Origin of the sequence: Microcoleus sp. F10-B2, assembly GCF_036704965.1 — a bacterium.
Classification (GTDB): domain Bacteria; phylum Cyanobacteriota; class Cyanobacteriia; order Cyanobacteriales; family Microcoleaceae; genus Microcoleus.
The window spans coordinates 23,954-43,287 of the sequence record NZ_JAUBTB010000026.1 but is presented as its reverse complement, the minus strand read 5'-3'; the positions used below and the strand labels follow the sequence as shown (position 1 = coordinate 43,287).

The window sequence follows — 19,334 nt, the reverse complement described above, 5'->3', positions numbered from 1 at the left end:
ACCGTTTTGTAGATATGCAAAATTTGATGTTTCGAGCAGGGCTGCCGAATCGCGGCAACCAAATTTTGAGAATGAGAAGTTCTGTGCCAATTGGGTGCTTGCTTTTCTTGTGGCTGTGTGCTGGTTCTATTGCTAGCGCCCAAACTAATCCACCAGGCCTCGATCAATTTTCTCCTAATCCTCTAGAAATTACCACACCCGATCCCCTAGCTCCCGCCAATGAATCTTTGAGCAGCACTCAGCGGGACGAACTGACAGCGGCTTTGGAAGAGTTAAACTTAGAAGCAGCGGCTAAACTGCAAGCTGGAGACGGCGCGGGTGCTTTTGATATTTGGTTCCGAGAATTGCGGCTGCGTAGGTATCTGGGGCCTGCGGCGGAAATTGCTGCTTTGAGTCGGGTGGGAAGTGTTGCTTGGAGTAACGGTAAAAACCTAGAACTACAGCTTATTACCAAACGGTTGCAAGCAATTCAAAAAGAAGTCAAATCCCAAGAACCACTTAATACTGAGTTGCTCCCCACCTTCGCTGCGGCTTTTCAGCAGGTGCGCGCTAAAGGGCCGACTGTAGAAGTTTACCAAGAAATACTCGAAAATGCGCGCCAAAACCAAGATATATTGGCTGAAGGTCAGATTTTGAAGGCGATCGGGCTAATTCACATCAATTGGTTGAGTTACGATAAAGCGGCTCCGGTGTATGAGGAATTGGCAACTTTAATTCAGGAAAACCGCGATTTATTTGCTGCTAATTCTGCTGTGCAAAACTCCGCTGTTGTTGCGGGAAACGGCGCGCCGCCGCAGCCTGTAACTCCTCCAACTGAGGTAGAGACTCTGAGACAGTTGGCCTACGTTTACCAGCAGTCGAAACAACCCCTAAAGGCGATCGCAGCCCGGGAAAAACTAGCATCTGTGTATCTTAACTTACAAAACCCCAGCGCTATACCACCGCTCAAAATTGCGATCGCCAGCGATTACCAAACCATAGGTCAAATCAATTTAGCAGCTCAATACTATCAGGAAGCCTACAATTTAGCCGTCCCCATTCAACAGTATGCCCAAGCTAGCGAAGCTTTAGATAAATTAGCATTACTTTATCGAGCGCAAAAGCAGTGGGAGCAGACTTTGCGGATTTATCAAATGCAGTTGCTGTTAGAAGAGCGGGCTTACAATTTCTACGGATTGATGAACACTTATGACAATATCGGTCAAGTTTATCAAGAGATGAAGGCTTACGATAAAGCTTTGGAATCCTATCAAAAAGGGTTGGACGTGGCTAAAAAATTGGGACACAGACAAGAGTATTTTGCTAAGAAAATTCAAAAAGTTAACAAGCAATTGCAAAGAACTTCGTAGTTGTCAGCAGGCAATAATGACAATTTGCAATGTGAGTAATTTAAATGCAGTAAGGTGTGCATTGCACACCCTACAAAACTACTTTTGCCTGGTAACTTTCTCGCGAGAATATACTACATCAGTTTCGTAATAATGAGCATTTTTTTCATATTTCATGCCAACTTTCTGCATCAGCCGCTGGGAGGTTATATTTTCTGGGAGGGCGATCGCAACTATTCTCTCCAAATTTAATATTTGAAATCCATAGTTAAGACTAGCCAAAGATGCTTCTGTCGCCAATCCTTGATTCCAATAAACTTTGTCGAGGGCATAGCCTAGCTGAACTTCCGGTGTCTTTTCCAGAAAATTCAGTCCGCAGCGACCAATCATTTTACCGTCTATTTTATGTACTAAAGCCCACAGTCCGAAGTTGTTTTCTGCCCAATGTTTGAGCATGGTATGAATGGCGATTTGTGTTTCTTCTCTAGTTTTAACTCCTCTCAAGTATTTCATTGTTTCTGCATCACTGTAGATGCGGTACAGCTCATCTAAGTCGTCTGGCGTAAATTGTCTCAGATACAATCGGGCTGTCTCTATTTCTCGCATGATTAATATAATTTTTACCACTAGATTATGATACCAGTTTTGATAAGTCTTGCTACAAACATTTAGGTTTAATTTCCTTCGTCAACTCAACTACTTTTGACTGGTAGATTTTTCGCGAGATTGAATAATATACTACATCTGTTTCGTAGTAATGAGCATTTTTTTCATATTTCATGCCAACTTTCTGTATCACCCGCTGAGAGGCGATATTTTCTGGTCTGGCGATCGCAACTATTCTCTCCAAGTTTAATATTTTAAATCCATAATTTAGACTAGCAAAAGATGCTTCTGTAACCAATCCTTGATTCCAATAAACTTTGTCTAGCGCATAGCCCAGCTCTACTTCCGGTGTCTGATCCAGAAAAGCCAATCCGCAGCGACCAATCATTTTACGGTCTATTTTATGTACTAAAGCCCACATTCCAAAGTTGTTTTCTGCCCAACGTTTGAGCATGGTATGAATGGCGATTTGTGTTTCTTCTCTAGTTTTAACTCCTCTCAAGTATTTCATTGTTTCTGCATCACTGTAGATGCGGTACAGCTCATCTAAGTCGTCTGGCGTAAATTGTCTCAGATACAATCGGGCTGTCTCTATTTCTTGCATGATGACAGTATAACCTTTAACATTAGATTATAGTACCACTTTGGCGGGCAACAAACATTTTAGTTGGGTTTCGTTCCTCAACCCAACCTACTGTTACAAGAAAACACTCTTTGTTAAACAGGCGTCTTGCCTGTTACTGATATTAGTGTCAAATATTGATTCTCTTTGTTACAATTATTACTTAGATATATTCTACAGTTTTTGCAATCAATGACCCTTTCCTCACCAGTAGCAGATACCAAAAACAAATCCGGCCAGGAAACAGACTGGCGGTTATTCATGAGGTTGGCATCTTACGCAACCCGCAGCAAACGCTTGTTGATTATTTCGATCGCACTATTAGTACCGCTAGCAGTCTCAGGAGCAGTTCAACCGATTCTCATCGGACAGGCAATTTCGGTAATTCGTTCTGAACCTACCTACGAATTCTTGCGGGGATTGCCTTTATCTGCTGCATTGAATATTTTGGCTATTTTGCTCATGCTAACTATAACAGTTAGATTGGCACTGCAATCACTTCAAGGCTATTTAGTCACGAAAGTAGGGCAAATAATTACTACAGATATTAGAAATGATTTGTTCGCCCACGTCACATCGCTAGCAGTGAGATTTTTCGACCGCACTCCTGTAGGCAAACTGATGACTCGCCTCACCAGCGATGTAGAAGCTTTAGGAGAGGTTTTCTCTTCAGGGGCGATCGGCATTGTCAGCGATTTGTTTTCTATTTTAGTAATTGCCATTTTCATGTTTACCATGCAGTGGCAACTAGCTTTAATGTTGGTGCTGATGATGATACCAATTAGCGCAGTCATAGTTTATTTTCAGTACCAATACCGCATAGCAAATTACAATACCCGAGAAGAACTTTCCGATCTCAACGCACAACTGCAAGAAAACCTGACTGGTATTGGCGTAGTGCAGCTATTCCGCCGCGAAAGATTCAACTCAGAATTGTTTCGCGTCACCAATAAACGGTACATTAAAGCCGTTGACACAACTATCTTTTATGACTCAGCCGTATCTGCAACTTTAGAATGGATTGCTTTAGTGGCCATCGCAGGGGTTTTGTGGATGGGCGGTCAAAGGGTTTTAGCCGGTAATCTTAACTTCGGTACTCTGTCTGCATTCATTTTATTTGCTCAGCGTCTTTTCGATCCGCTGCGGCAATTTGCTGAGAAATTCACTGCAATTCAAGCAGGATTTACCGCCGTCGAACGCATTAGCGATATTCTCAACGAACCGATCGAAATTAAAGATCCAACTAGCGGGAAGAAGGAAGAAGGAAGAGGGAAGAAGGAAGAAGGAAGAGGGAAGAAGGAAGAAGGAAGAGGGAAGAGGGAAGAAGGAAGAAGGGCAGGTTATTCACCGTTGTTGATAACTGGACACCCAGAGGCAACGGCTTACAACTTGTCTCCGTTCGATCGAGAATTGGCAGATAATCATCACAATCCAGCAAGTTCAGAATATCGTTTAGTGCCTAACAATCCCCAATCACCCCCCGCCAACCCCCCCAAGCTTCGGGGGGGAGAAAATGCCAAATCGCAGAATTCTGAATCGGGAGAAATCCAATTTGACAACGTGTGGTTTGCTTACAAACAAGACGAATATGTCCTGCAAAACCTCAATTTCACCATCAAATCTGGCGAAAAAGTAGCATTAGTTGGCCCCACCGGTGCGGGCAAAAGTTCGATTATCCGTCTCCTGTGCCGCCTTTACGAACCTAGCCGAGGACGGATTCTGGTTAATCATGTCGATATTCGGGATTTGCCTCAAGCAGAGTTACGCAGGCACATAGGCGTAATTATCCAAGATGGCTTTCTATTTGCTGGTGACGTGAAGAGCAATATCAGCCTGGGGGAAAGTTACTCGATTGAGGAAATTCAAGCAGCAGCAGAAAAGACAAATGTTGCCCGTTTAATCGAACAGTTGCCTCAAGGTTATGATACGCAATTGCGGGAACGGGGAACGAATCTTTCGGGGGGACAAAAGCAATTATTAGCATTTGCTCGCGCCGCCATTCGCAATCCCAGTATTTTAGTTCTAGACGAGGCAACTGCTAGTTTGGATGTGGGGACGGAAGCTTTAATTCAAGAAGCTCTAGAGCGTTTGATGGTGGACAGAACGGCGATAATTATTGCCCACAGGCTCTCGACTATCCGAAATGTCGATCGTATTTTAGTGCTCAAACGCGGGCAGTTAGTAGAGTCTGGAAGCCACGAAGAGTTGTTGCAGCAAGAAGGGTTGTATGCCAGTTTGTACAAGTTGCAAATGCTGGGAAGTTAATATCTGAAGTCAGGGACGACACGGATTTTCACACGGATACACGGATGAATTATATCAACTCCGGTAGCATCGGAATTAATATTACCCACAGTCAGGACACGGCAGTGCCGTGTCCCTACGATAATCGGGGTAGGGACACGGCAGTGCCGTGTCCTCGGTATCATTCCGATGCAACCGGAAACGATATTATCGATAAGATGGCAAATTATCCGAATACCCAGATACCCGACCTCTTCAAGAAGTCGGGTATCTAAAAGAATCTAAAATCTAAAATCTAAAATCTAAAATCGGATCACTTGCCCGAAATCATTTTACCCAGGGTTTCGGGCAGGTGAATTATGTGTTGAAACAACTGATTTGGGCCGATGCCAAACAATAACTGCATCGCCAGCACAATTGCTGCTAAAGCAATCGCTGTCCCGATGCTGGCTTTCAACACTTTAAAAGCCCAATTAAAGACTAGCCAAGATACAAGTAAGGAAGCAATTAAGATAATTAGTTCTATTGGCATATAACATTTTTAACTCTATTTTAACTCTGCATAAATTACGTATCAATACCAAAGCAACCGGGTTTTTTATCTGTGTTAAAGGCCGGGATGCAGTATTTCCCTAAAAACCAGGTTTCTGCGTCCAAGACTACTCTACTTATTACTTTAAGCAATACTGCCGCGCTTCCGTGTTTCCTTATAAGAAATTCCCACATTTTTCAAGCCTGCTTTAATCATTTGCTGCTCTAACAAAGCGAAAAAGCGACTTCGATCGCCCCCCGTGACTACCGCTTGATTGTGAGCTTCTGCTAGCGTCACCGGATACCCGCCGCCTTTGTGTACTTGAGCCAGCATCATTCCTAATGCTAAATCTAGCTGTGCTGTATCTTGTGCTACCCATTCCGGCACTTCTATTCTAGCAATTTCTGTGCCCACGTGAACGTAACAGAAATAGACGGAATTAATACCGTATAAATCTAAAATTCGAGCTTGGGATTTCCACAAAGGGCTTCTTTGTCCCGGTGACAGAATTGTTGCCCACAAGATGGCATCCCGCAAGGGTTCAAATTCTTGACAAGGTGCTTTTTCGGCGAAAGAAATTGTGGCGGAAAATCCGACGTTCGGGCAGTTTGTCATGCAGTCTGGTACTTCGTGGGTGCAAGCTTCAAACCGCAAAAAAGATAAGCTTTCGCTGCTGCGAGAAGCGCTTAAGTATCCTAACAGCGGAATTCCTGCTAAACGCAACTTGTCCCAAGCTTCTAAAATTGGCAGCAAAATTCGATCGCGCGCTTCGCTGGGTAACTGTTCCAAAAACCAATAAATCAGGGAACCGTCTACCATTGCTAAAGCTGGCGCGGGCAATTTATTGCCGTTAACTTTTGCCCAATTCTCGCCCATTTCTGCCAAGGCAATTGCTTCGGAAACGGCCCGCCGGTATCCCATCCATTCTTCGGTTCTAATTCCCCACTGCCGCGAACCGTACAAATCTTCGGGTTTGTAGAAAACCTCGGGCACGCTGTCTAAAACTGGGTGGCGGCTTTGTCCGTAGTGCAGCATGACTGTCCCGACGTTTAGCAGGTAGCAGTAGGCTATTTCGTGATGGTTGGGGGAAATTTGCGATCCGTCTGTGGCAAAGACTGTGTGAGCTGCGGGGGGTGCGGTGATGTAGGTGCGATCGTCTAAGGGCTCGATCGGCGTGGCAGCATTGAATAAAGTGCGATCGCGCCAATTCTCTTGCAATTCCACCAATTTTGCCTGTTCCCCTGCCGCCTTCAACAGCAAATTCTGAGCCACTTCCAAACGCTGGCGAGCCGCCTGAGCTTCCACATTCAAATGTTGGCTCATTCCCTGCATTGCCTTGGCTGCTTTAGTTAAATCGAGCATTAGTTTTAAGTCTCAATATTAGAAAGCTTTCAATTTTAGTTCGCGATCGCACTCGCGGGAGCATCTCATATTTGTAAAAACACTTCTTCTGGCTCTTTCCTTCTTCCTCTTTCCTCCTGCCCCGCAGCCTCGGGCCTCCTGCCTTAAAACTCCAATTTCTAGCTTAACTGCAAAAGTGAGATGCTCCCGCACTCGCGATATCAGAAACCCGGTTTCTTCGTATTTTTCTGGTAACTCAACCCAAAACTCGTAGAAACCGGGTTTCTCTGCCTCATACCAGGGCCCTGAAGCTGAGAAATTATCAAAACACTTTTCAAATTTTGGGTTCAGAAGCTTGCTTTTTTGTCATAAACTGGGTTTGATAAACTACAATACTTCGTTGCTGCCCGAACAAACTGTAAAAAAACTGGTTTCTCAGGTCAATAGTACCTCCAAGACTGTATAAAAAAATCAATTTTTTTTTTCGAGCTCCTTGCTTTTTTCTGCTATTCCTGTTATTATATATCTTATATAATGGGATGGTTGCACAAATCTTATTTTTGCAACCATCCCATTATATTAAAATACCATGCCAGCGCCTCAAAAGTCAACAAAAAAGATGTAAAATTTTGTGATTTTTTTTTGACTCTGAAAACTGAAAAAAATCCCACCGGCCCACAAATTTAACATCAAGAGTCGATCGGCAGCCAATCGGCAAAATCTCCGGCAAACTGCGACAGAGAAAGCAATTGAACGGGTGGAGTTTCAGCTACCGATTCCCGTTCTGGCAAAGTATTGTAACCCCAATCAGCCAAAAATAACCTCACCTGAGATAAATCCGGCTGCTGCTTCACCGACAGCAAAGTTTTTAACCGGTCTTCCACAAACCAAATAGTCGAATCTTTGCCAGACGCGGCCAAAAATTCCCGCAAAATTTGGTGTTTCGGCTTGTTGTATTCCTTACCAAAAATTAACTCGGACGGCATTTGTACGCCCGCTAGCTGCAAAAGTTCCCGCACAAAACGGCCTTCCTTCGTAGTGACGATCGCCACTTTCACCGAACTCTCCTGCAACGAGTGCAAGCGATCGGCTACCCCTGGATAAAAGCGGTGCAAAGACAGCCACCCAGCTAAATCATCAGCAATCCAATTATCGCGCAATCCATCTAACATAGCGCCGACAGACTGCGCTTTCAAATTATTTTCGGTCAATAAATGCGGTACTATATTCGGCCACTCCAGCAAAATTTCCTCTGGGGAAATCCCTGTCAGCAGTGCGCGGATCAGCAGTGGCATTTCCCAACCTGTTTCGATGGCTGGCCGCACTCGGTAAAAACTCAAAGCTAAATCTGGATCTGGCACTGTTTCGACTGGTTTCCAGATTTGACAGTAGGTACGCCAAGCAGTTTGGAAATATTCGATTAATCCGTCACAAATCACACCGTCAAAATCAAGAGCTAGAATTGTCGGAAAGTTATTAGCCATCAATCGATTTTAGATTTTAGATTTTGGATTGAAGAATTGAAGAATTGAAGAATTCGAGAATAGAAGAAAGCGAGATCACTGATGAATCCGGGGAATTGTTATCGGATACTATGTTTTTTAGTTCTGCACCTCTAAATAGGGGGGCTTGTACCCTGGCTGCTTTCGGTCACTGGATTGAAGAATTGAATAATTGAAGAATTGACTGTGCAAACACTCAGCATTAATTGGTCAAGAGTCGTTATTAAAAAGACTGAACTAGCGGTTGAGTAGCAATCGATTCTAGTCCTTGGGACTGCAACAATTTCGTCCACTCGGTCGTCAGGCGCGCATCATCGGGTGCGAGGCTGCGCATTTCGGCTAGAGTAGCAAGAGTCTCGTACCAAATCCCATTTTTAGCATAAGCAATCACCTTAGCCATAGGGTCGGGATTTGCCAAATCGTTCTTGAGATTTGCCTGGGGTTCAATTCGCTGCATCCATCCTTTAACAATATAATCTCCCGAACGCTCCAGAGGATCGCAGGCTAGTGCAAACGACCACACATATCGCTTACCAACCTCTATATTTTGTGTCTTGCCTTTCTCAGAAAGGCTAACTCCAACAATTCCGGCTTTGTCATTTTTTAAAGTAGTTTCGTAAACTACTTCGGATTCATCCTCGTTTAGCAAAATAAACTCTATTTGAGCCGCAGGTTGAGAAACATATACAAAAAATGTTGGCGACTCTGTTAGCGTTAAACCAATATTGCTTTCAGGTATTAAGGGAGTAATAGATAAACCTTTGCGCAACTGACAGCCTCGATGAGTCCCCCCTTGCCGGTTGTCTGGGGCTGTGACATCTGGGGGTTTGAAATTAACATTCTGACTCAGCAGAATGGGTGCAGGCACAGCCTGCATCGGTGCAAGCAAACTGGGGAGAGTAACTGCGATCGCCAATACAGTCATCGCCAGTGCAGTAAAATGTATAAAACGTTTCATTTTTCCACCAACTTGTAGAAATATTTATAGAGCGCATATCTAAATGTTAACCCGGAGTTTTACCCCGGGGCGCGATCTAGTAAATGGGTCAATTTTCACATCGCCATCGGCAGACCGACAAAATTTCCAGAAATAGCGAGCTTTAAAGAGGCTCAACCAGCAGCGGTTGAGCTGCAACTGATTCCAGTCCTTGGGACTCCAACAATTGCGTCCACTTTGCTGTCAGCCTCGCATCCCCGGGTGTCTGGCGCCGCATTTGGGCTAAAGTAGCGAGAGTTTCGTACCAAATCCCATTTGTAGCGTAAACGTTGAGCCTAGTCATCTGGTCGGTATTTGCCAAATCGCTCTTGAGAGTTGCCTGGGGTTCAATTCGCTGCACGAACCCTTTAACAACTAAATCTCCAGATCGGTCTTCGGGGTCGCAAACTAGCGAAAATGACCACACGTATCGCTTACCAACTTCAAGGGATTTGTTGTTGCCCATAGCAGGAATGGTTACTCCAACAATCCCATATTTGTCAAGTTTAAATGTTTTTTCGTAGACCAATTCCTCTTCCTTGTCGTTGAGGACAGTAAACTCTATTTTTGCCGAGGTTTGAGGAACATAGACAAAAATTGTGGGAGACTCTGTTAGGGTTAAACCGATATTAGTTGGAGGCACTAAAGGAGTAATAGACAAACCCGCCGGACAAAGCTTGCTGCCGCGATGTGTCCCTCCTTGTCGGCTGCCGGGGGCTGTGACATCGGGAGGCTTGAAATTAACATTTTGACTCAGCAAAATCGCCTGGGATTGTACCCGCATCGGTGCAAGCGAACTGGTGACGGTAGCTGCGATCGCAGATAAGGCGACCGCAAGTGTAGCCCGATGTAGAAAACGTTTCATTTTGTTGTACCTTTCACTATAATATTGCAAACACAGGCATTCGCTGATGCCGACAAATATTTTTGAGCAGCTAGTCGAGGGCACAGATACACAATTTGAACCTTGACATATCATCAATAACATTAATTAATTCTATCGGCAAGTGGATTCTCCGTCCGAAAAATCAGGGTACTTAGGTCGCGAGTATCATTGCATACATTTGAGGGCGGCAAACTGTAAAATTTTGTTACAAAGCGCTCGGAGTTTCCCGGTGTTCTAAGATGGATGAAGTCTCCGGCAGGCGGCAAAGGCGAAACAACTGCTGTTCCAGAAACAAATCAAACTTTTATGCTGGGATAATGAATAAAATATCTAACAAAATTCGATCGGCAACGGCTCAATTGAGTCAAATGTATAAACCATCACTAGCATTTGCTAGGTCTGTATTAATTGCCAGCGCGGCAGTAACATTGTCCTTGATGGGGGCCAGACAGCTAGGAATACTCGAACCAGTAGAATTAAGCGCTTACGATCAAATGCTGAGGTGGCGTTCCGACGAAAAGCCAGACTCGCGCTTGCTAGTAGTGGGGATTACCGAAGCAGACATTCAGAAACTGAAACAGTGGCCGATATCCGATCGCAAAATAGCTGAAATCTTACAAAAACTGGAAAAAATGCAGCCAGCAGTCATCGGTTTAGATGTACTGCGAGACGTACCTTTAGGAGACGGCCGCCAGGAATTAACTAAAGTTTTACAAAAAAGCGATCGAATTATTGGAGTATGTTTAGTCACCGACGGAAGCCCGGACAATCCCGGTTCTCCGCCTCCCCCAGGAATGCCAACAAACCGGGTAGGATTTGCTGATTTCGGAGTCGATCCGGGCGGCATACTCCGCAGGGCTTTATTATTTATGAAACCGCCGATAATTGAAGGCAATTCCTCGGTTCAAAAACATCTTTGCAATGACAGTTCTCAAGTTTTATTTTCATTCAACCTCCAGCTAGCACTCCGCTACCTGCAAGGACAAAAAATCTCTCCCAAACTGGCACCCGATCAATCTTTATGGCTGGGAAAAACCCAATTCAAACAACTAGAAAGCAATGACGGAGGATACAGAAATGCCGATGCCAGAGGATATCAAATACTAATTAACTATCGTTCGAGGCAGCAGGTGGCAAACCAAGTCAGAATTACGGATGTTTTAGAAGGGAAAGTTGACCCGAATTTAGTTAAAGATAAAATAGTGCTGATCGGCTATACCACAGAAACCGTTAAAGATTTCTTTTATACTCCTTACAGTGCGCGAAAGCAAAGCAACCAATTCATGCCGGGGATCGTGGCACACGCACAAGTAGTCAGCCAAATTTTGAGTGCAGTTTTAGACAACAGACCGATGTTTTGGTTTTGGCCGGAATGGGCAGAAATCTTGTGGATTTCGGCATGGTCAATTGTGGGAGGAACCTTGGCATCGCGGATGACTCACCCAGTGCGGTTGGCGCTGACATTCGGAGCAATACTGTCCGGGTGTTGCGCGATCGGCTTTGGGATTTTTCTGTTGGGAGGGTGGGTGCCTGTGGCAGCGCCAGCCTTAGCATTAATCTTAACTGGCGGTAGCATAGTATCAGCAGACAGATTTAATAAAGCCGGATACGGGAAAGCAATTAGCGATCGAGTAAAACAAGTTTTCAAAATCGAAATAGACCAAGCCAAAAAAGAACAGCAAGTCGCAGAAATCACAGAATCGGATTTCTTTAAAGAATTGCAGCAAAAGAAAGATAAACTGAGGATTAGCAAAAAAGAAAGCTCTGAAAAAGCACCTTCCGATCCCCAAGAAATAATTGCCAGTAGCCCAGAGCTTCCCAATGCCGAAAGTCAGACAGACGAATATTTAAATCAGTTGCAGGAAAAAGCCACACAGCAAAAGCAGCGCGCCGCCGTGACTGAATCGGAAAGCGCCTCTCCAACGGGTGTCCCGAACGATACCCGTTGTGGTGCTAGTTCAGCCGAAACTAAACATGATGACGAGTTCAGCGATTTGCAAACCAAAGCCAAACAGATGCGGCAGCGCAGGGGCGCCCAAAAGATGATAAAAGATGAAAAAATTGATAGTTTAACAGATAAGGAGGATTTGGGGGGCAAGGAAGAATGACAGAGAACTCGAATGCATCGAGAATTGCATCATAATGGGTTCTCCCCGTTTCTTACCCTCATACGCAGATCATGTCCAAAATCATCTCTGTCCACTCTTATCGGGGCGGAACTGGCAAATCGAACACGACAGCAAACCTGGCATCTATTATCGCTCGCGGCGGAAATCGGGTCGCCATTGTGGACACAGACATTCAATCACCGGGGATTCACGTGCTGTTCGGTTTCAGCGAGAGCAACATGGATCGCTGCCTGAACGATTACCTGTGGGGCCGGTGTCCGATCGCCGATACGGCCTACAATGTGAGTTCGCTGCTGCCAAAATTAGCCAGTAACGGCAGTCTCTACCTGATTCCTTCGAGCATTAAAGCAGGGGAGATAGCGCGAGTTTTGCGGGAAGGCTACGACGTGGGACTGCTTACCGACGGCTTTCAAGAACTGATCGAGGTTCTGAACTTAGACTACCTATTTATCGACACGCACCCGGGGCTCAACGAAGAAACCCTCCTCAGCATCACCATTTCCGACATCCTGCTGCTGATTTTGCGTCCGGATCAGCAAGATTTTCAGGGAACGGCTGTCACGGTAGATGTGGCCCGCAAATTAGAAGTTCCCAAGATTTTGATGACGATCAATAAAGCCCCAGAATCCCTGGATTTCGACGATTTGAAGCAGCAAGTAGAGAGTATTTACAACATCCCAGTGGCAGGGGTACTGCCCCACAGCGACCAGATGATGCTGCTCGCCAGCAAGGGAGTGTTTGCGCTGCACTTCCCCAACGACCCTCTAACTAAGGTTGTGGAAGGGATTGCAAAACAGATTGTGGGATAATTGGTGCAGCGAATGCCGAGCTCCCGCCCAGGAGTTTTGCTTTCGCTCTCATCTTGCGGAGCGATGTCCTCCTGCGTATCCGGCTGCTAGTGGCCCAGGAACTTTTAAACGGAACTTACCCCTGCAGGGGGTAGTTTCGGTGGCTGTATTCTTTGAGCCGTATTCGTTTTAGCTATTTGGCAGTTCCAATTTTGTAGCCATGTATTTAAGATTTTCTTAATATTTAGAACCAAAGTATTGCTGTATCATAAAATTAACTCAAACCCGCTCCACATAAGGGTTGTAAAAAGTTGTAGTCATGTACTTGATTTTCCCGCTCCAGGAAAGTCTTGCCCTGTAATGGTTTCAGAAGAAATGAATCTTATGTGCGGGGTAAGTTCCGTTTAAAGCCGACAATATTTGGTTAAAGACTCAGGAGAATGGTGACAAAATGAGATACAAATAGATTATGAGAATTTGTTAAAAAACTTTAGGAGGAGAACTCATGGATTTTGACTTCCGCATACTAATAGTATTGATGCCCGTATTGTTGGCGGGCGGCTGGGCTGCTTACAACGTCGGCGCTATAGCTCTCAAACAAGTGCAGAAATTGTTGAACAAGCAAGCTTAAACTCAGCCTCTTTTCAGGTAATTCCGCAGCCGACTGTTTTTTGAGATACAAAAACAGCCGGCTGATTTGTGCATTGGCTCTGCTGAAGCGATGGCTGATTTGTGGCGGGCAATTTACTACTGCAGAGAGATAGGGCGAAAGCGAAAAAAACGTTATCTTCAAAACTTAGGCAGAAACCAGGTGCGCTCGACCAAAATACTTTGTTGCAGCAGAGGAGCTTGAGTAAAAAAACCTAGTTGCGAAACCGGGGCGATCGCATAACTTCTGATTTTGATGTTTTCCTCTTGACTCACCAGTGGTGAGTAGAGTGCCGTCAAAATATTTAGCAAGCACGTTCCCGCAGAAAATATGAGACAATCACAAAAGTATTTGCCCTGACAATCGCCCTAAAAACTGCAAAGTTTAAGTGATAGGGAATATCGGTCAAATTGTCAATGTTTAAATCCTATATCTTTAGATAGATTATGCTTTTTCCCCGATCGAGCGGCATTCTACTCCACCCCACATCCTTTCCCAGTCGATTTGGCATTGGAGACATGGGAATAGAAGCATATCGCTTTATTGACTTTTTAGTAGAGAGCGACCAGCAATACTGGCAGATACTGCCGCTGGGCCCGACAGGATACGGCAATTCTCCTTATTCGTGCTATTCAGCAATGGCGGGAAATCCGCTGCTGATCAACCCAGAACTGCTGCGGGACGAGCAATTGCTCGCAGATGAAGACTTCGCTAATTTGCCAGAATTTCCGCTGGATTATGTAGACTTCGAGCGGGCGATCGCCCTGAAAGTGCCTCTGCTCAAAAAAGCTTGCGAAAACTTCCAAGCCAAAGCATCTCCTATCCAGCAAAAAGAATTCTCAGCTTTTTGCGAAAGCAAAGAGAATTGGCTGGAAGATTACGCCTTATTTATGGCACTAAAAGATAACTTTGGCGGTGTTAGCTGGAACAATTGGGAACCAGAAATTGCCCGTCGAAAACCCGAGTCGGTAGAGAAGTGGCGCCAGCAGCTAAATGCTGAGATTTATTACTACAAATACGTTCAGTTTGAATTTTTTCGCCAGTGGACGGAGTTGAAACGCTATGCTAACCTGCGGGACATTAAAATTATTGGCGACATTCCGATTTATGTAGCTCACGACAGCGCGGATGTGTGGTCTCATCCAGAAACGTTCTGCTTGGATGAAGCCACCGGAGAAGCAGCTTTAATGGCAGGAGTTCCCCCAGATTACTTCAGCAATACAGGTCAATTGTGGGGCAACCCCGTATACAATTGGGAGAAGTTGCAAGCAAATAATTTCGAGTGGTGGGTTGAGCGTTTTGAAGCGATTTTCGCTTATGTAGACGTAACTCGTATCGACCACTTTCGAGGATTTGAGGCTTACTGGGCGGTGAAGCGCGGACAAGAAACTGCGATCGAGGGAGAGTGGATTAAAGCACCGGGAACAGCTTTGTTAGATCTAATTAACGAGAAGTTTGGCGACTTGCCGATTATCGCTGAAGATTTAGGGGTAATTACTCCAGAAGTGGAAGCTTTGCGCGATCGATACGAGTTTCCAGGAATGAAGATTTTGCAGTTTGCTTTCGGCGCAGGCCCTGGCGATCCTTTTTTGCCTTTCAACTACGATCGCAACTGCGTAGTTTACACCGGCACCCACGACAACGACACGACTGTCGGCTGGTTTAATCAACTGCAAAACTACGAAAGAGATGAGGTTTTACGTTATTTGGGCTGCATCGATCCCCAAGGAATTCACTGGTCTTTAATCCGCATGGGCTGGATTTCTGTTGCTAATATGGCAATTGTGCCGTTTCAAGATTTGTTGGGTTTGGGTACGGACGCGCGGATGAATTTTCCGGGGAAACCAGAGGGAAATTGGGGATGGCGGTATCGGCCCGAAGCTTTGAATGGGGAAGTGGGCGATCGGCTCAAAAGCATGACTTACATCTCCGGTCGCGCTCCCAATAAAAATTGATCGTCGGTAAGGGGTAGTTGGTAGTGGGTAATTGGTAATAGTTAATGGGTAATATCAAATCTGTTAGCATCGGGATTATTCCTATCTCTATTCTTTTCATCTGCGTCAATGTGCGTCAATCTCTTGTCATCTGCGGTTCAGCAATTCTCTTTTTTTGACCGCAGATGAGGGCCGATAAACACAGATTTACGCAGATGAATTCTCTTGATTCCGGTTGCACCATCGGGAATTGTTGACGGTTGACTGGATTTGACTATTCCGATGCAACCGGGTTTGATATAATGGGTAATTGGTAATTGGTAATGAGTCCATCAAGACGGATATTCTAATTAAAAGCTGTGGACTGCCAGCCATTACCTATTCCCGATTACCCATTAACAATAACAAATTAACACTTACCCTTCATTTTTGGGCGGTGTTGCAGGCTTGAGGTCGTCTGCTTTAAAAACTACTTCTTTGACGACTCCAGGAACTCCGAGTTGTTCGGCTTGTCCGTTATTGACGGCAACCATTACCCCGCCGGCGTTACCAGCTACAACTACCAATTGCTTTTGAGCTTGCCAGGTGCGTACAGTCCCTGAAGGCAAAATTCCTTCAAATTCTGTTTTGCCATCGACTTCAACCTGCATCCACGATTCTGCTTTAAAAGTGACGCTAACCATCACTGGTTTATTGCCAGATTTATCTAAGCGTTGACCGGTTCTTGCTGCTTCCACCGCCGCGTAACTATCCGGTTGCTGATTTTTTAAGGGGTTGGATGCCTCAGCAGCTAAACGAGCTTGTTCTTGTTGCCCAAGTGCGAGTTCTTCGGCTCCCGCACCGTTTTTTGCGGTAACAGAACCGCTCATCAACTGAGATAAGACATTGACCGAACAGATAATTAGAAATGTGTAAAAGAGGTAGAGGTGCATCGGGCGCAATTGAGGCCCATCTTGCCAGGATAGCTTGGTTTTCGATCGGGGCGGCGGTTCGATCGGGAAAAAGTCGGCAAACTGATTTCCGTCCAAACCCATTGCTTCAGCGTAGCGCTTGATCAAACCCTGAGTGTAGACTGGTTCGGGAAGTTGGTCGAGTTGACCGTCCTCAATTGCTTGCAGCAGATTCCGCCGAATCATTGTTACCACAGCTACTTTGTCCAAACAAATCGACTGCTGTTCGCGGTACTGGCGGAGTTGAGCTCCTATTTCCGCTAGCTTCTTCTGAGCTGGTTCTGGCTCTTGGGAGTGCAGTTTCTGCTTAGTTGTTTTGAAGAATAAAAACAATAAATTCTTTGTCATATGCTGTGCTCCGGGGAATTTACTGGCACGCTTATTGATGTTAGGTTGACTAGATTCCATAAATAAATAATTTCCGCATCTTCTAGGGGTCGGCAGCAGCCTGGTGGCAATATTGGCGAACCGGGCCGCTGCAATTGAATCGGGCCGATGGCTGTGCGGTGCAGGCGCACCACGGGATATCCCAACTGTTCGGCAGTTCGCCGAATCTGTCGGTTTCTGCCTTCTGATAGAATGATTTCTAACAGAGTTTGGTCTCGCGCGCGATCGAGAACTTTAACTTTCGCCGGCAAAGTCTTTCTGCCTGACAAGATGATGCCCTGACGCCACGCTTCCAGTATGGGTTCCGGGGGATCGCCGCTCACCCAAACCTGATAAGTTTTGGCGATCGAGTGACGTGGATGAGTCAAAGAAAATGTCAGCTTACCATCATTGGTGAGCAAGAGGGCGCCGGTGGAATCTGCATCTAAGCGTCCTACGGGGTGGATGCCTTGACCAAAGCGCAGTTTGGGCGGCAGCAGGTCGAGAACTTTCGATCTTGCCCTGGGATCGCTGCAAGTAGAAACGACGCCTGCCGGCTTGTTGAGCAACATATAGACCTCTGCCGGTCGATCCGTTGGTTTCAGCGGGACTCCATCGACTTGGATGAGATCGCGATCGGGATTCGCTTTTTGTCCTAAATGAACAATATTGCCATTAACTCGGACTCGTCCAGCTACAATCATCTGTTCTGCAAGACGGCGAGAGGCAATGCCCCACTGGGCGAGGATTTTTTGCAGCCTTTCATCAGACATGACGGGAGTGTGGAAACCCCCAACGAGCGAGCGGTGGGGTAGGAAACACGACACGGTTAATTGCTCAACCTTACTACTGATGCTCAATTCCTGGTGGGGAATAAATTATAATGCTGACCAATCATTACAGCACGCCCGGCTTGATGCAGATTGTCCTGATGGCATGACCCTGAATGTTGTGCAAAAACTACGAGGAAAAGACTCCCGGTAGGCACAGGTTTGCACCGTTGCTGTGCGGCTGGTTTGAGAGGTGTGGGTTTGACCAAACCCTAAACCAACACTACCATAAATCCCGTACTGATGGTTAAATTTATACGCTCGATCGCGAATTTTTCCTCGGGATCGCACAACTCAGGAACTCAGGAAAGATCCCAAGGGGGGAAAAGGTGAGAATTTTTCTGCTTCTGGCGTTGCTGAGGCGAGATTTCAGCTTGGTTTTGGAGTTAATAGGAGTTGCGCTCATGAACCCGGTTTCTTTAAAAATATGAGGTTTACGGCAATATATCTGTGAATCAAAGGGGTTTTTGAGGCCGGATGCGCAAGTTCTAGTTAAATTTCTGTGCTTGAATATTAAGGTTTATATTTTGAAATTCTTTATGACTGTCGATCGAAACTCTCTTCAATTCAACAATAAAGATGGCGCTGCTGGCTCTGGTGGGACTGTTAATCTCGGCGAGGAGCCCGGGAGACCTTCGCCGAGTCAAGGCAGCCGGATCGCGAGCGCGGTGCTGTCTCCGGCGGTGCAGTTGTGGCTGCGATCGCAAGTTCAGCAGGTGGACGACTTGAAGGTGAAAATTGAGGGGAGCGATCGACAAATCTTCAGCGGTGCGATCCCCAAAGTCACGGCTGCAGCTCGCGGTGCTGTGTATAAAGGACTACACCTAACTGAAGTTGCCATAGAGGGCTGCGGCATTCGCATCAACCTCGGTCAAGCTCTCAAAGGCCAACCCCTGCGCCTCCTGGAATCCGTTCCCGTGACAGGCGTTTTGAGGCTCAGCCAAACGGATTTGAATGCGTCGCTGAAAGCGCCTTTGCTGGCTGATGCTTTGAGCGAATTTTTGCTGCCAATGCTGCCGCTGACAGATAGGGAACAGTCGCTGAAGTTGCAAAATTCGCAGATTGCTATTGAGGCAGGTTTGTTAACGCTTTCGGCGACTATTTTTCGCGCTGGCGGTAGGCAAATTCCTTTGGTATTGCGGACTGGTTTGCGGATAGCCAGCGGTCGCGAATTGATGTTTGAATCACCAGAAATCGAAATGAATGGAGAATTAAAGAGCAGTGATTTCAATGGTTTTAAAATTGATTTTGGGCAGGAAGTTGAGATTGAAGAATTGATTTTGAGTCCGGGGGAGATTGTTTGTCGGGGAGGAATTAGAGTTTTGCCTTAGTTAAGTAAGTCTGTGGGAAAAAACACAACTGTGTTAAGAAAAATAAATGAGGCTGAAACCCTCTTCCCTCCTGCCTTCAGCATAGCTGCCTCCTGCCTCATTCCAACTACAAATATTTACGCCGTTCTACTTACTTGACTGTTGACTGTTGACTGTTGACTGTTGACTTTAACCTGGTTCTTCGGTAGAGCCTGGGAATACATACCCCATCCCCAATGCCCAATTCCCCATGCCCAATTCCCCATGCCCAATTCCCCATACCCCATGCCCAATGCCCAATTACCAATTCCCAATTCCCCATGCCCAATTCCCAATTACCA

The 19,334-nt window shown here is 45.7% G+C and carries 19 protein-coding genes; 8 read left to right on the top strand and 11 right to left on the bottom strand.

Going from position 1 to position 19,334, the window contains the following annotated elements:
- The first annotated feature begins 26 nt into the window (after positions 1–26).
- Complete coding sequence (locus tag QUA99_RS12540) at positions 27–1,349, top strand: tetratricopeptide repeat protein (RefSeq protein ID WP_333411419.1); 1,323 nt, start codon at positions 27–29, stop codon at positions 1,347–1,349.
- Positions 1,350–1,427: 78 nt separating this feature from the next.
- On the opposite strand, the gene QUA99_RS12535 is transcribed toward QUA99_RS12540, so the two are convergent.
- Complete coding sequence (locus QUA99_RS12535; RefSeq protein WP_333236929.1) at positions 1,428–1,934, bottom strand: GNAT family N-acetyltransferase; 507 nt, start codon at positions 1,932–1,934, stop codon at positions 1,428–1,430.
- A gap of 52 nt (positions 1,935–1,986) precedes the next feature.
- Positions 1,987–2,538 (bottom strand): GNAT family N-acetyltransferase, encoded by a 552-nt coding sequence (locus tag QUA99_RS12530; protein ID WP_333236927.1) that lies wholly within the window; start codon positions 2,536–2,538, stop codon positions 1,987–1,989.
- A 210-nt stretch (positions 2,539–2,748) separates the two neighbouring features.
- On the opposite strand from QUA99_RS12530, the gene QUA99_RS12525 reads away from it, so the two are divergent.
- Both QUA99_RS12525 and QUA99_RS12520 read left to right on the top strand, forming a co-directional pair.
- Entirely contained in the window at positions 2,749–4,821 is a 2,073-nt protein-coding gene (locus QUA99_RS12525; protein ID WP_333236925.1) for an ABC transporter ATP-binding protein, read from the top strand.
- A gap of 44 nt (positions 4,822–4,865) precedes the next feature.
- A complete protein-coding gene (locus QUA99_RS12520) occupies positions 4,866–5,075 on the top strand; it encodes a hypothetical protein (protein ID WP_333236923.1) in 210 nt (69 codons plus the stop codon).
- Between the two features lie 38 nt (positions 5,076–5,113).
- On the opposite strand, the gene QUA99_RS12515 is transcribed toward QUA99_RS12520, so the two are convergent.
- The 5 genes from QUA99_RS12515 to QUA99_RS12495 all read right to left on the bottom strand — a co-directional run bounded on the left by QUA99_RS12515 (position 5,114) and on the right by QUA99_RS12495 (position 10,016).
- On the bottom strand, positions 5,114–5,332 hold the full coding sequence (locus QUA99_RS12515; RefSeq protein ID WP_172184703.1) for a hypothetical protein: 219 nt from the start codon (positions 5,330–5,332) through the stop codon (positions 5,114–5,116).
- Positions 5,333–5,476: 144 nt separating this feature from the next.
- Positions 5,477–6,694 carry a DNA double-strand break repair nuclease NurA gene (locus tag QUA99_RS12510; protein WP_333236921.1) on the bottom strand — a complete coding sequence of 406 codons (1,218 nt, stop codon included), beginning with the start codon at positions 6,692–6,694 and terminating at the stop codon, positions 5,477–5,479.
- A gap of 668 nt (positions 6,695–7,362) precedes the next feature.
- Positions 7,363–8,157: an HAD family hydrolase gene (locus tag QUA99_RS12505; RefSeq protein ID WP_333236919.1), complete on the bottom strand. Its 795-nt coding sequence runs from the start codon at positions 8,155–8,157 to the stop codon at positions 7,363–7,365.
- A gap of 241 nt (positions 8,158–8,398) precedes the next feature.
- Positions 8,399–9,133 carry a DUF928 domain-containing protein gene (locus tag QUA99_RS12500; RefSeq protein WP_333236917.1) on the bottom strand — a complete coding sequence of 245 codons (735 nt, stop codon included), beginning with the start codon at positions 9,131–9,133 and terminating at the stop codon, positions 8,399–8,401.
- Positions 9,134–9,275: 142 nt separating this feature from the next.
- Complete coding sequence (locus QUA99_RS12495) at positions 9,276–10,016, bottom strand: DUF928 domain-containing protein (RefSeq protein ID WP_333236914.1); 741 nt, start codon at positions 10,014–10,016, stop codon at positions 9,276–9,278.
- Between the two features lie 338 nt (positions 10,017–10,354).
- Between QUA99_RS12495 and QUA99_RS12490 the strand changes: the two genes are divergently transcribed.
- From QUA99_RS12490 to QUA99_RS12480, 3 genes are all read left to right on the top strand, one after another.
- Positions 10,355–12,145: a CHASE2 domain-containing protein gene (locus QUA99_RS12490; RefSeq protein ID WP_333236912.1), complete on the top strand. Its 1,791-nt coding sequence runs from the start codon at positions 10,355–10,357 to the stop codon at positions 12,143–12,145.
- 71 nt (positions 12,146–12,216) lie between these two features.
- Positions 12,217–12,975 carry a MinD/ParA family protein gene (locus QUA99_RS12485; RefSeq protein ID WP_333236910.1) on the top strand — a complete coding sequence of 253 codons (759 nt, stop codon included), beginning with the start codon at positions 12,217–12,219 and terminating at the stop codon, positions 12,973–12,975.
- Positions 12,976–13,459: 484 nt separating this feature from the next.
- Positions 13,460–13,585: a photosystem II protein Y gene (locus QUA99_RS12480; protein ID WP_333053037.1), complete on the top strand. Its 126-nt coding sequence runs from the start codon at positions 13,460–13,462 to the stop codon at positions 13,583–13,585.
- A 158-nt stretch (positions 13,586–13,743) separates the two neighbouring features.
- Here the strand turns inward: QUA99_RS12480 and QUA99_RS12475 are convergent, their stop codons facing one another.
- Positions 13,744–13,914: a hypothetical protein gene (locus tag QUA99_RS12475; protein WP_333236907.1), complete on the bottom strand. Its 171-nt coding sequence runs from the start codon at positions 13,912–13,914 to the stop codon at positions 13,744–13,746.
- Between the two features lie 135 nt (positions 13,915–14,049).
- Here QUA99_RS12475 and malQ point away from each other — a divergent pair, with 135 nt between their 5' ends.
- Complete coding sequence (malQ, locus tag QUA99_RS12470; RefSeq protein WP_333236905.1) at positions 14,050–15,558, top strand: 4-alpha-glucanotransferase; 1,509 nt, start codon at positions 14,050–14,052, stop codon at positions 15,556–15,558.
- Between the two features lie 395 nt (positions 15,559–15,953).
- On the opposite strand, the gene QUA99_RS12465 is transcribed toward malQ, so the two are convergent.
- Together QUA99_RS12465 and QUA99_RS12460 are read right to left on the bottom strand one after the other, a co-directional pair.
- The gene (locus QUA99_RS12465) at positions 15,954–16,835 is read right to left on the bottom strand and encodes a RodZ domain-containing protein (RefSeq protein ID WP_333236903.1); all 882 of its coding nucleotides are present in this window, start codon (positions 16,833–16,835) and stop codon (positions 15,954–15,956) included.
- Positions 16,832–17,626, bottom strand: coding sequence for a pseudouridine synthase (locus tag QUA99_RS12460; RefSeq protein WP_333236902.1), 795 nt, complete (start codon positions 17,624–17,626; stop codon positions 16,832–16,834). The genes QUA99_RS12465 and QUA99_RS12460 overlap by 4 nt, the downstream gene beginning before the upstream one ends.
- A 596-nt stretch (positions 17,627–18,222) precedes the next feature.
- On the opposite strand from QUA99_RS12460, the gene QUA99_RS12455 reads away from it, so the two are divergent.
- Positions 18,223–19,014 carry a DUF2993 domain-containing protein gene (locus QUA99_RS12455; RefSeq protein ID WP_333236899.1) on the top strand — a complete coding sequence of 264 codons (792 nt, stop codon included), beginning with the start codon at positions 18,223–18,225 and terminating at the stop codon, positions 19,012–19,014.
- A gap of 116 nt (positions 19,015–19,130) precedes the next feature.
- Here QUA99_RS12455 and QUA99_RS12450 read toward each other — a convergent pair whose 3' ends face one another.
- Positions 19,131–19,328 carry a hypothetical protein gene (locus QUA99_RS12450; protein WP_333236896.1) on the bottom strand — a complete coding sequence of 66 codons (198 nt, stop codon included), beginning with the start codon at positions 19,326–19,328 and terminating at the stop codon, positions 19,131–19,133.
- Between the last annotated feature and the right edge of the window lie 6 nt (positions 19,329–19,334).

What these genes read in the sequence shown, in the direction of transcription:
- QUA99_RS12540 (WP_333411419.1), top strand. Translation starts at nt 27, where the DNA reads ATGTTTCGAGCAGGGCTGCCGAATCGCGGCAACCAAATTTTGAGAATG.
- QUA99_RS12535 (WP_333236929.1), bottom strand. Translation starts at nt 1,934, where the DNA reads ATGCGAGAAATAGAGACAGCCCGATTGTATCTGAGACAATTTACGCCA.
- QUA99_RS12530 (WP_333236927.1), bottom strand. Translation starts at nt 2,538, where the DNA reads ATGCAAGAAATAGAGACAGCCCGATTGTATCTGAGACAATTTACGCCA.
- QUA99_RS12525 (WP_333236925.1), top strand. Translation starts at nt 2,749, where the DNA reads ATGACCCTTTCCTCACCAGTAGCAGATACCAAAAACAAATCCGGCCAG.
- QUA99_RS12520 (WP_333236923.1), top strand. Translation starts at nt 4,866, where the DNA reads ATGAATTATATCAACTCCGGTAGCATCGGAATTAATATTACCCACAGT.
- QUA99_RS12515 (WP_172184703.1), bottom strand. Translation starts at nt 5,332, where the DNA reads ATGCCAATAGAACTAATTATCTTAATTGCTTCCTTACTTGTATCTTGG.
- QUA99_RS12510 (WP_333236921.1), bottom strand. Translation starts at nt 6,694, where the DNA reads ATGCTCGATTTAACTAAAGCAGCCAAGGCAATGCAGGGAATGAGCCAA.
- QUA99_RS12505 (WP_333236919.1), bottom strand. Translation starts at nt 8,157, where the DNA reads ATGGCTAATAACTTTCCGACAATTCTAGCTCTTGATTTTGACGGTGTG.
- QUA99_RS12500 (WP_333236917.1), bottom strand. Translation starts at nt 9,133, where the DNA reads ATGAAACGTTTTATACATTTTACTGCACTGGCGATGACTGTATTGGCG.
- QUA99_RS12495 (WP_333236914.1), bottom strand. Translation starts at nt 10,016, where the DNA reads ATGAAACGTTTTCTACATCGGGCTACACTTGCGGTCGCCTTATCTGCG.
- QUA99_RS12490 (WP_333236912.1), top strand. Translation starts at nt 10,355, where the DNA reads ATGAATAAAATATCTAACAAAATTCGATCGGCAACGGCTCAATTGAGT.
- QUA99_RS12485 (WP_333236910.1), top strand. Translation starts at nt 12,217, where the DNA reads ATGTCCAAAATCATCTCTGTCCACTCTTATCGGGGCGGAACTGGCAAA.
- QUA99_RS12480 (WP_333053037.1), top strand. Translation starts at nt 13,460, where the DNA reads ATGGATTTTGACTTCCGCATACTAATAGTATTGATGCCCGTATTGTTG.
- malQ (WP_333236905.1), top strand. Translation starts at nt 14,050, where the DNA reads ATGCTTTTTCCCCGATCGAGCGGCATTCTACTCCACCCCACATCCTTT.
- QUA99_RS12465 (WP_333236903.1), bottom strand. Translation starts at nt 16,835, where the DNA reads ATGACAAAGAATTTATTGTTTTTATTCTTCAAAACAACTAAGCAGAAA.
- QUA99_RS12460 (WP_333236902.1), bottom strand. Translation starts at nt 17,626, where the DNA reads ATGTCTGATGAAAGGCTGCAAAAAATCCTCGCCCAGTGGGGCATTGCC.
- QUA99_RS12455 (WP_333236899.1), top strand. Translation starts at nt 18,223, where the DNA reads ATGACTGTCGATCGAAACTCTCTTCAATTCAACAATAAAGATGGCGCT.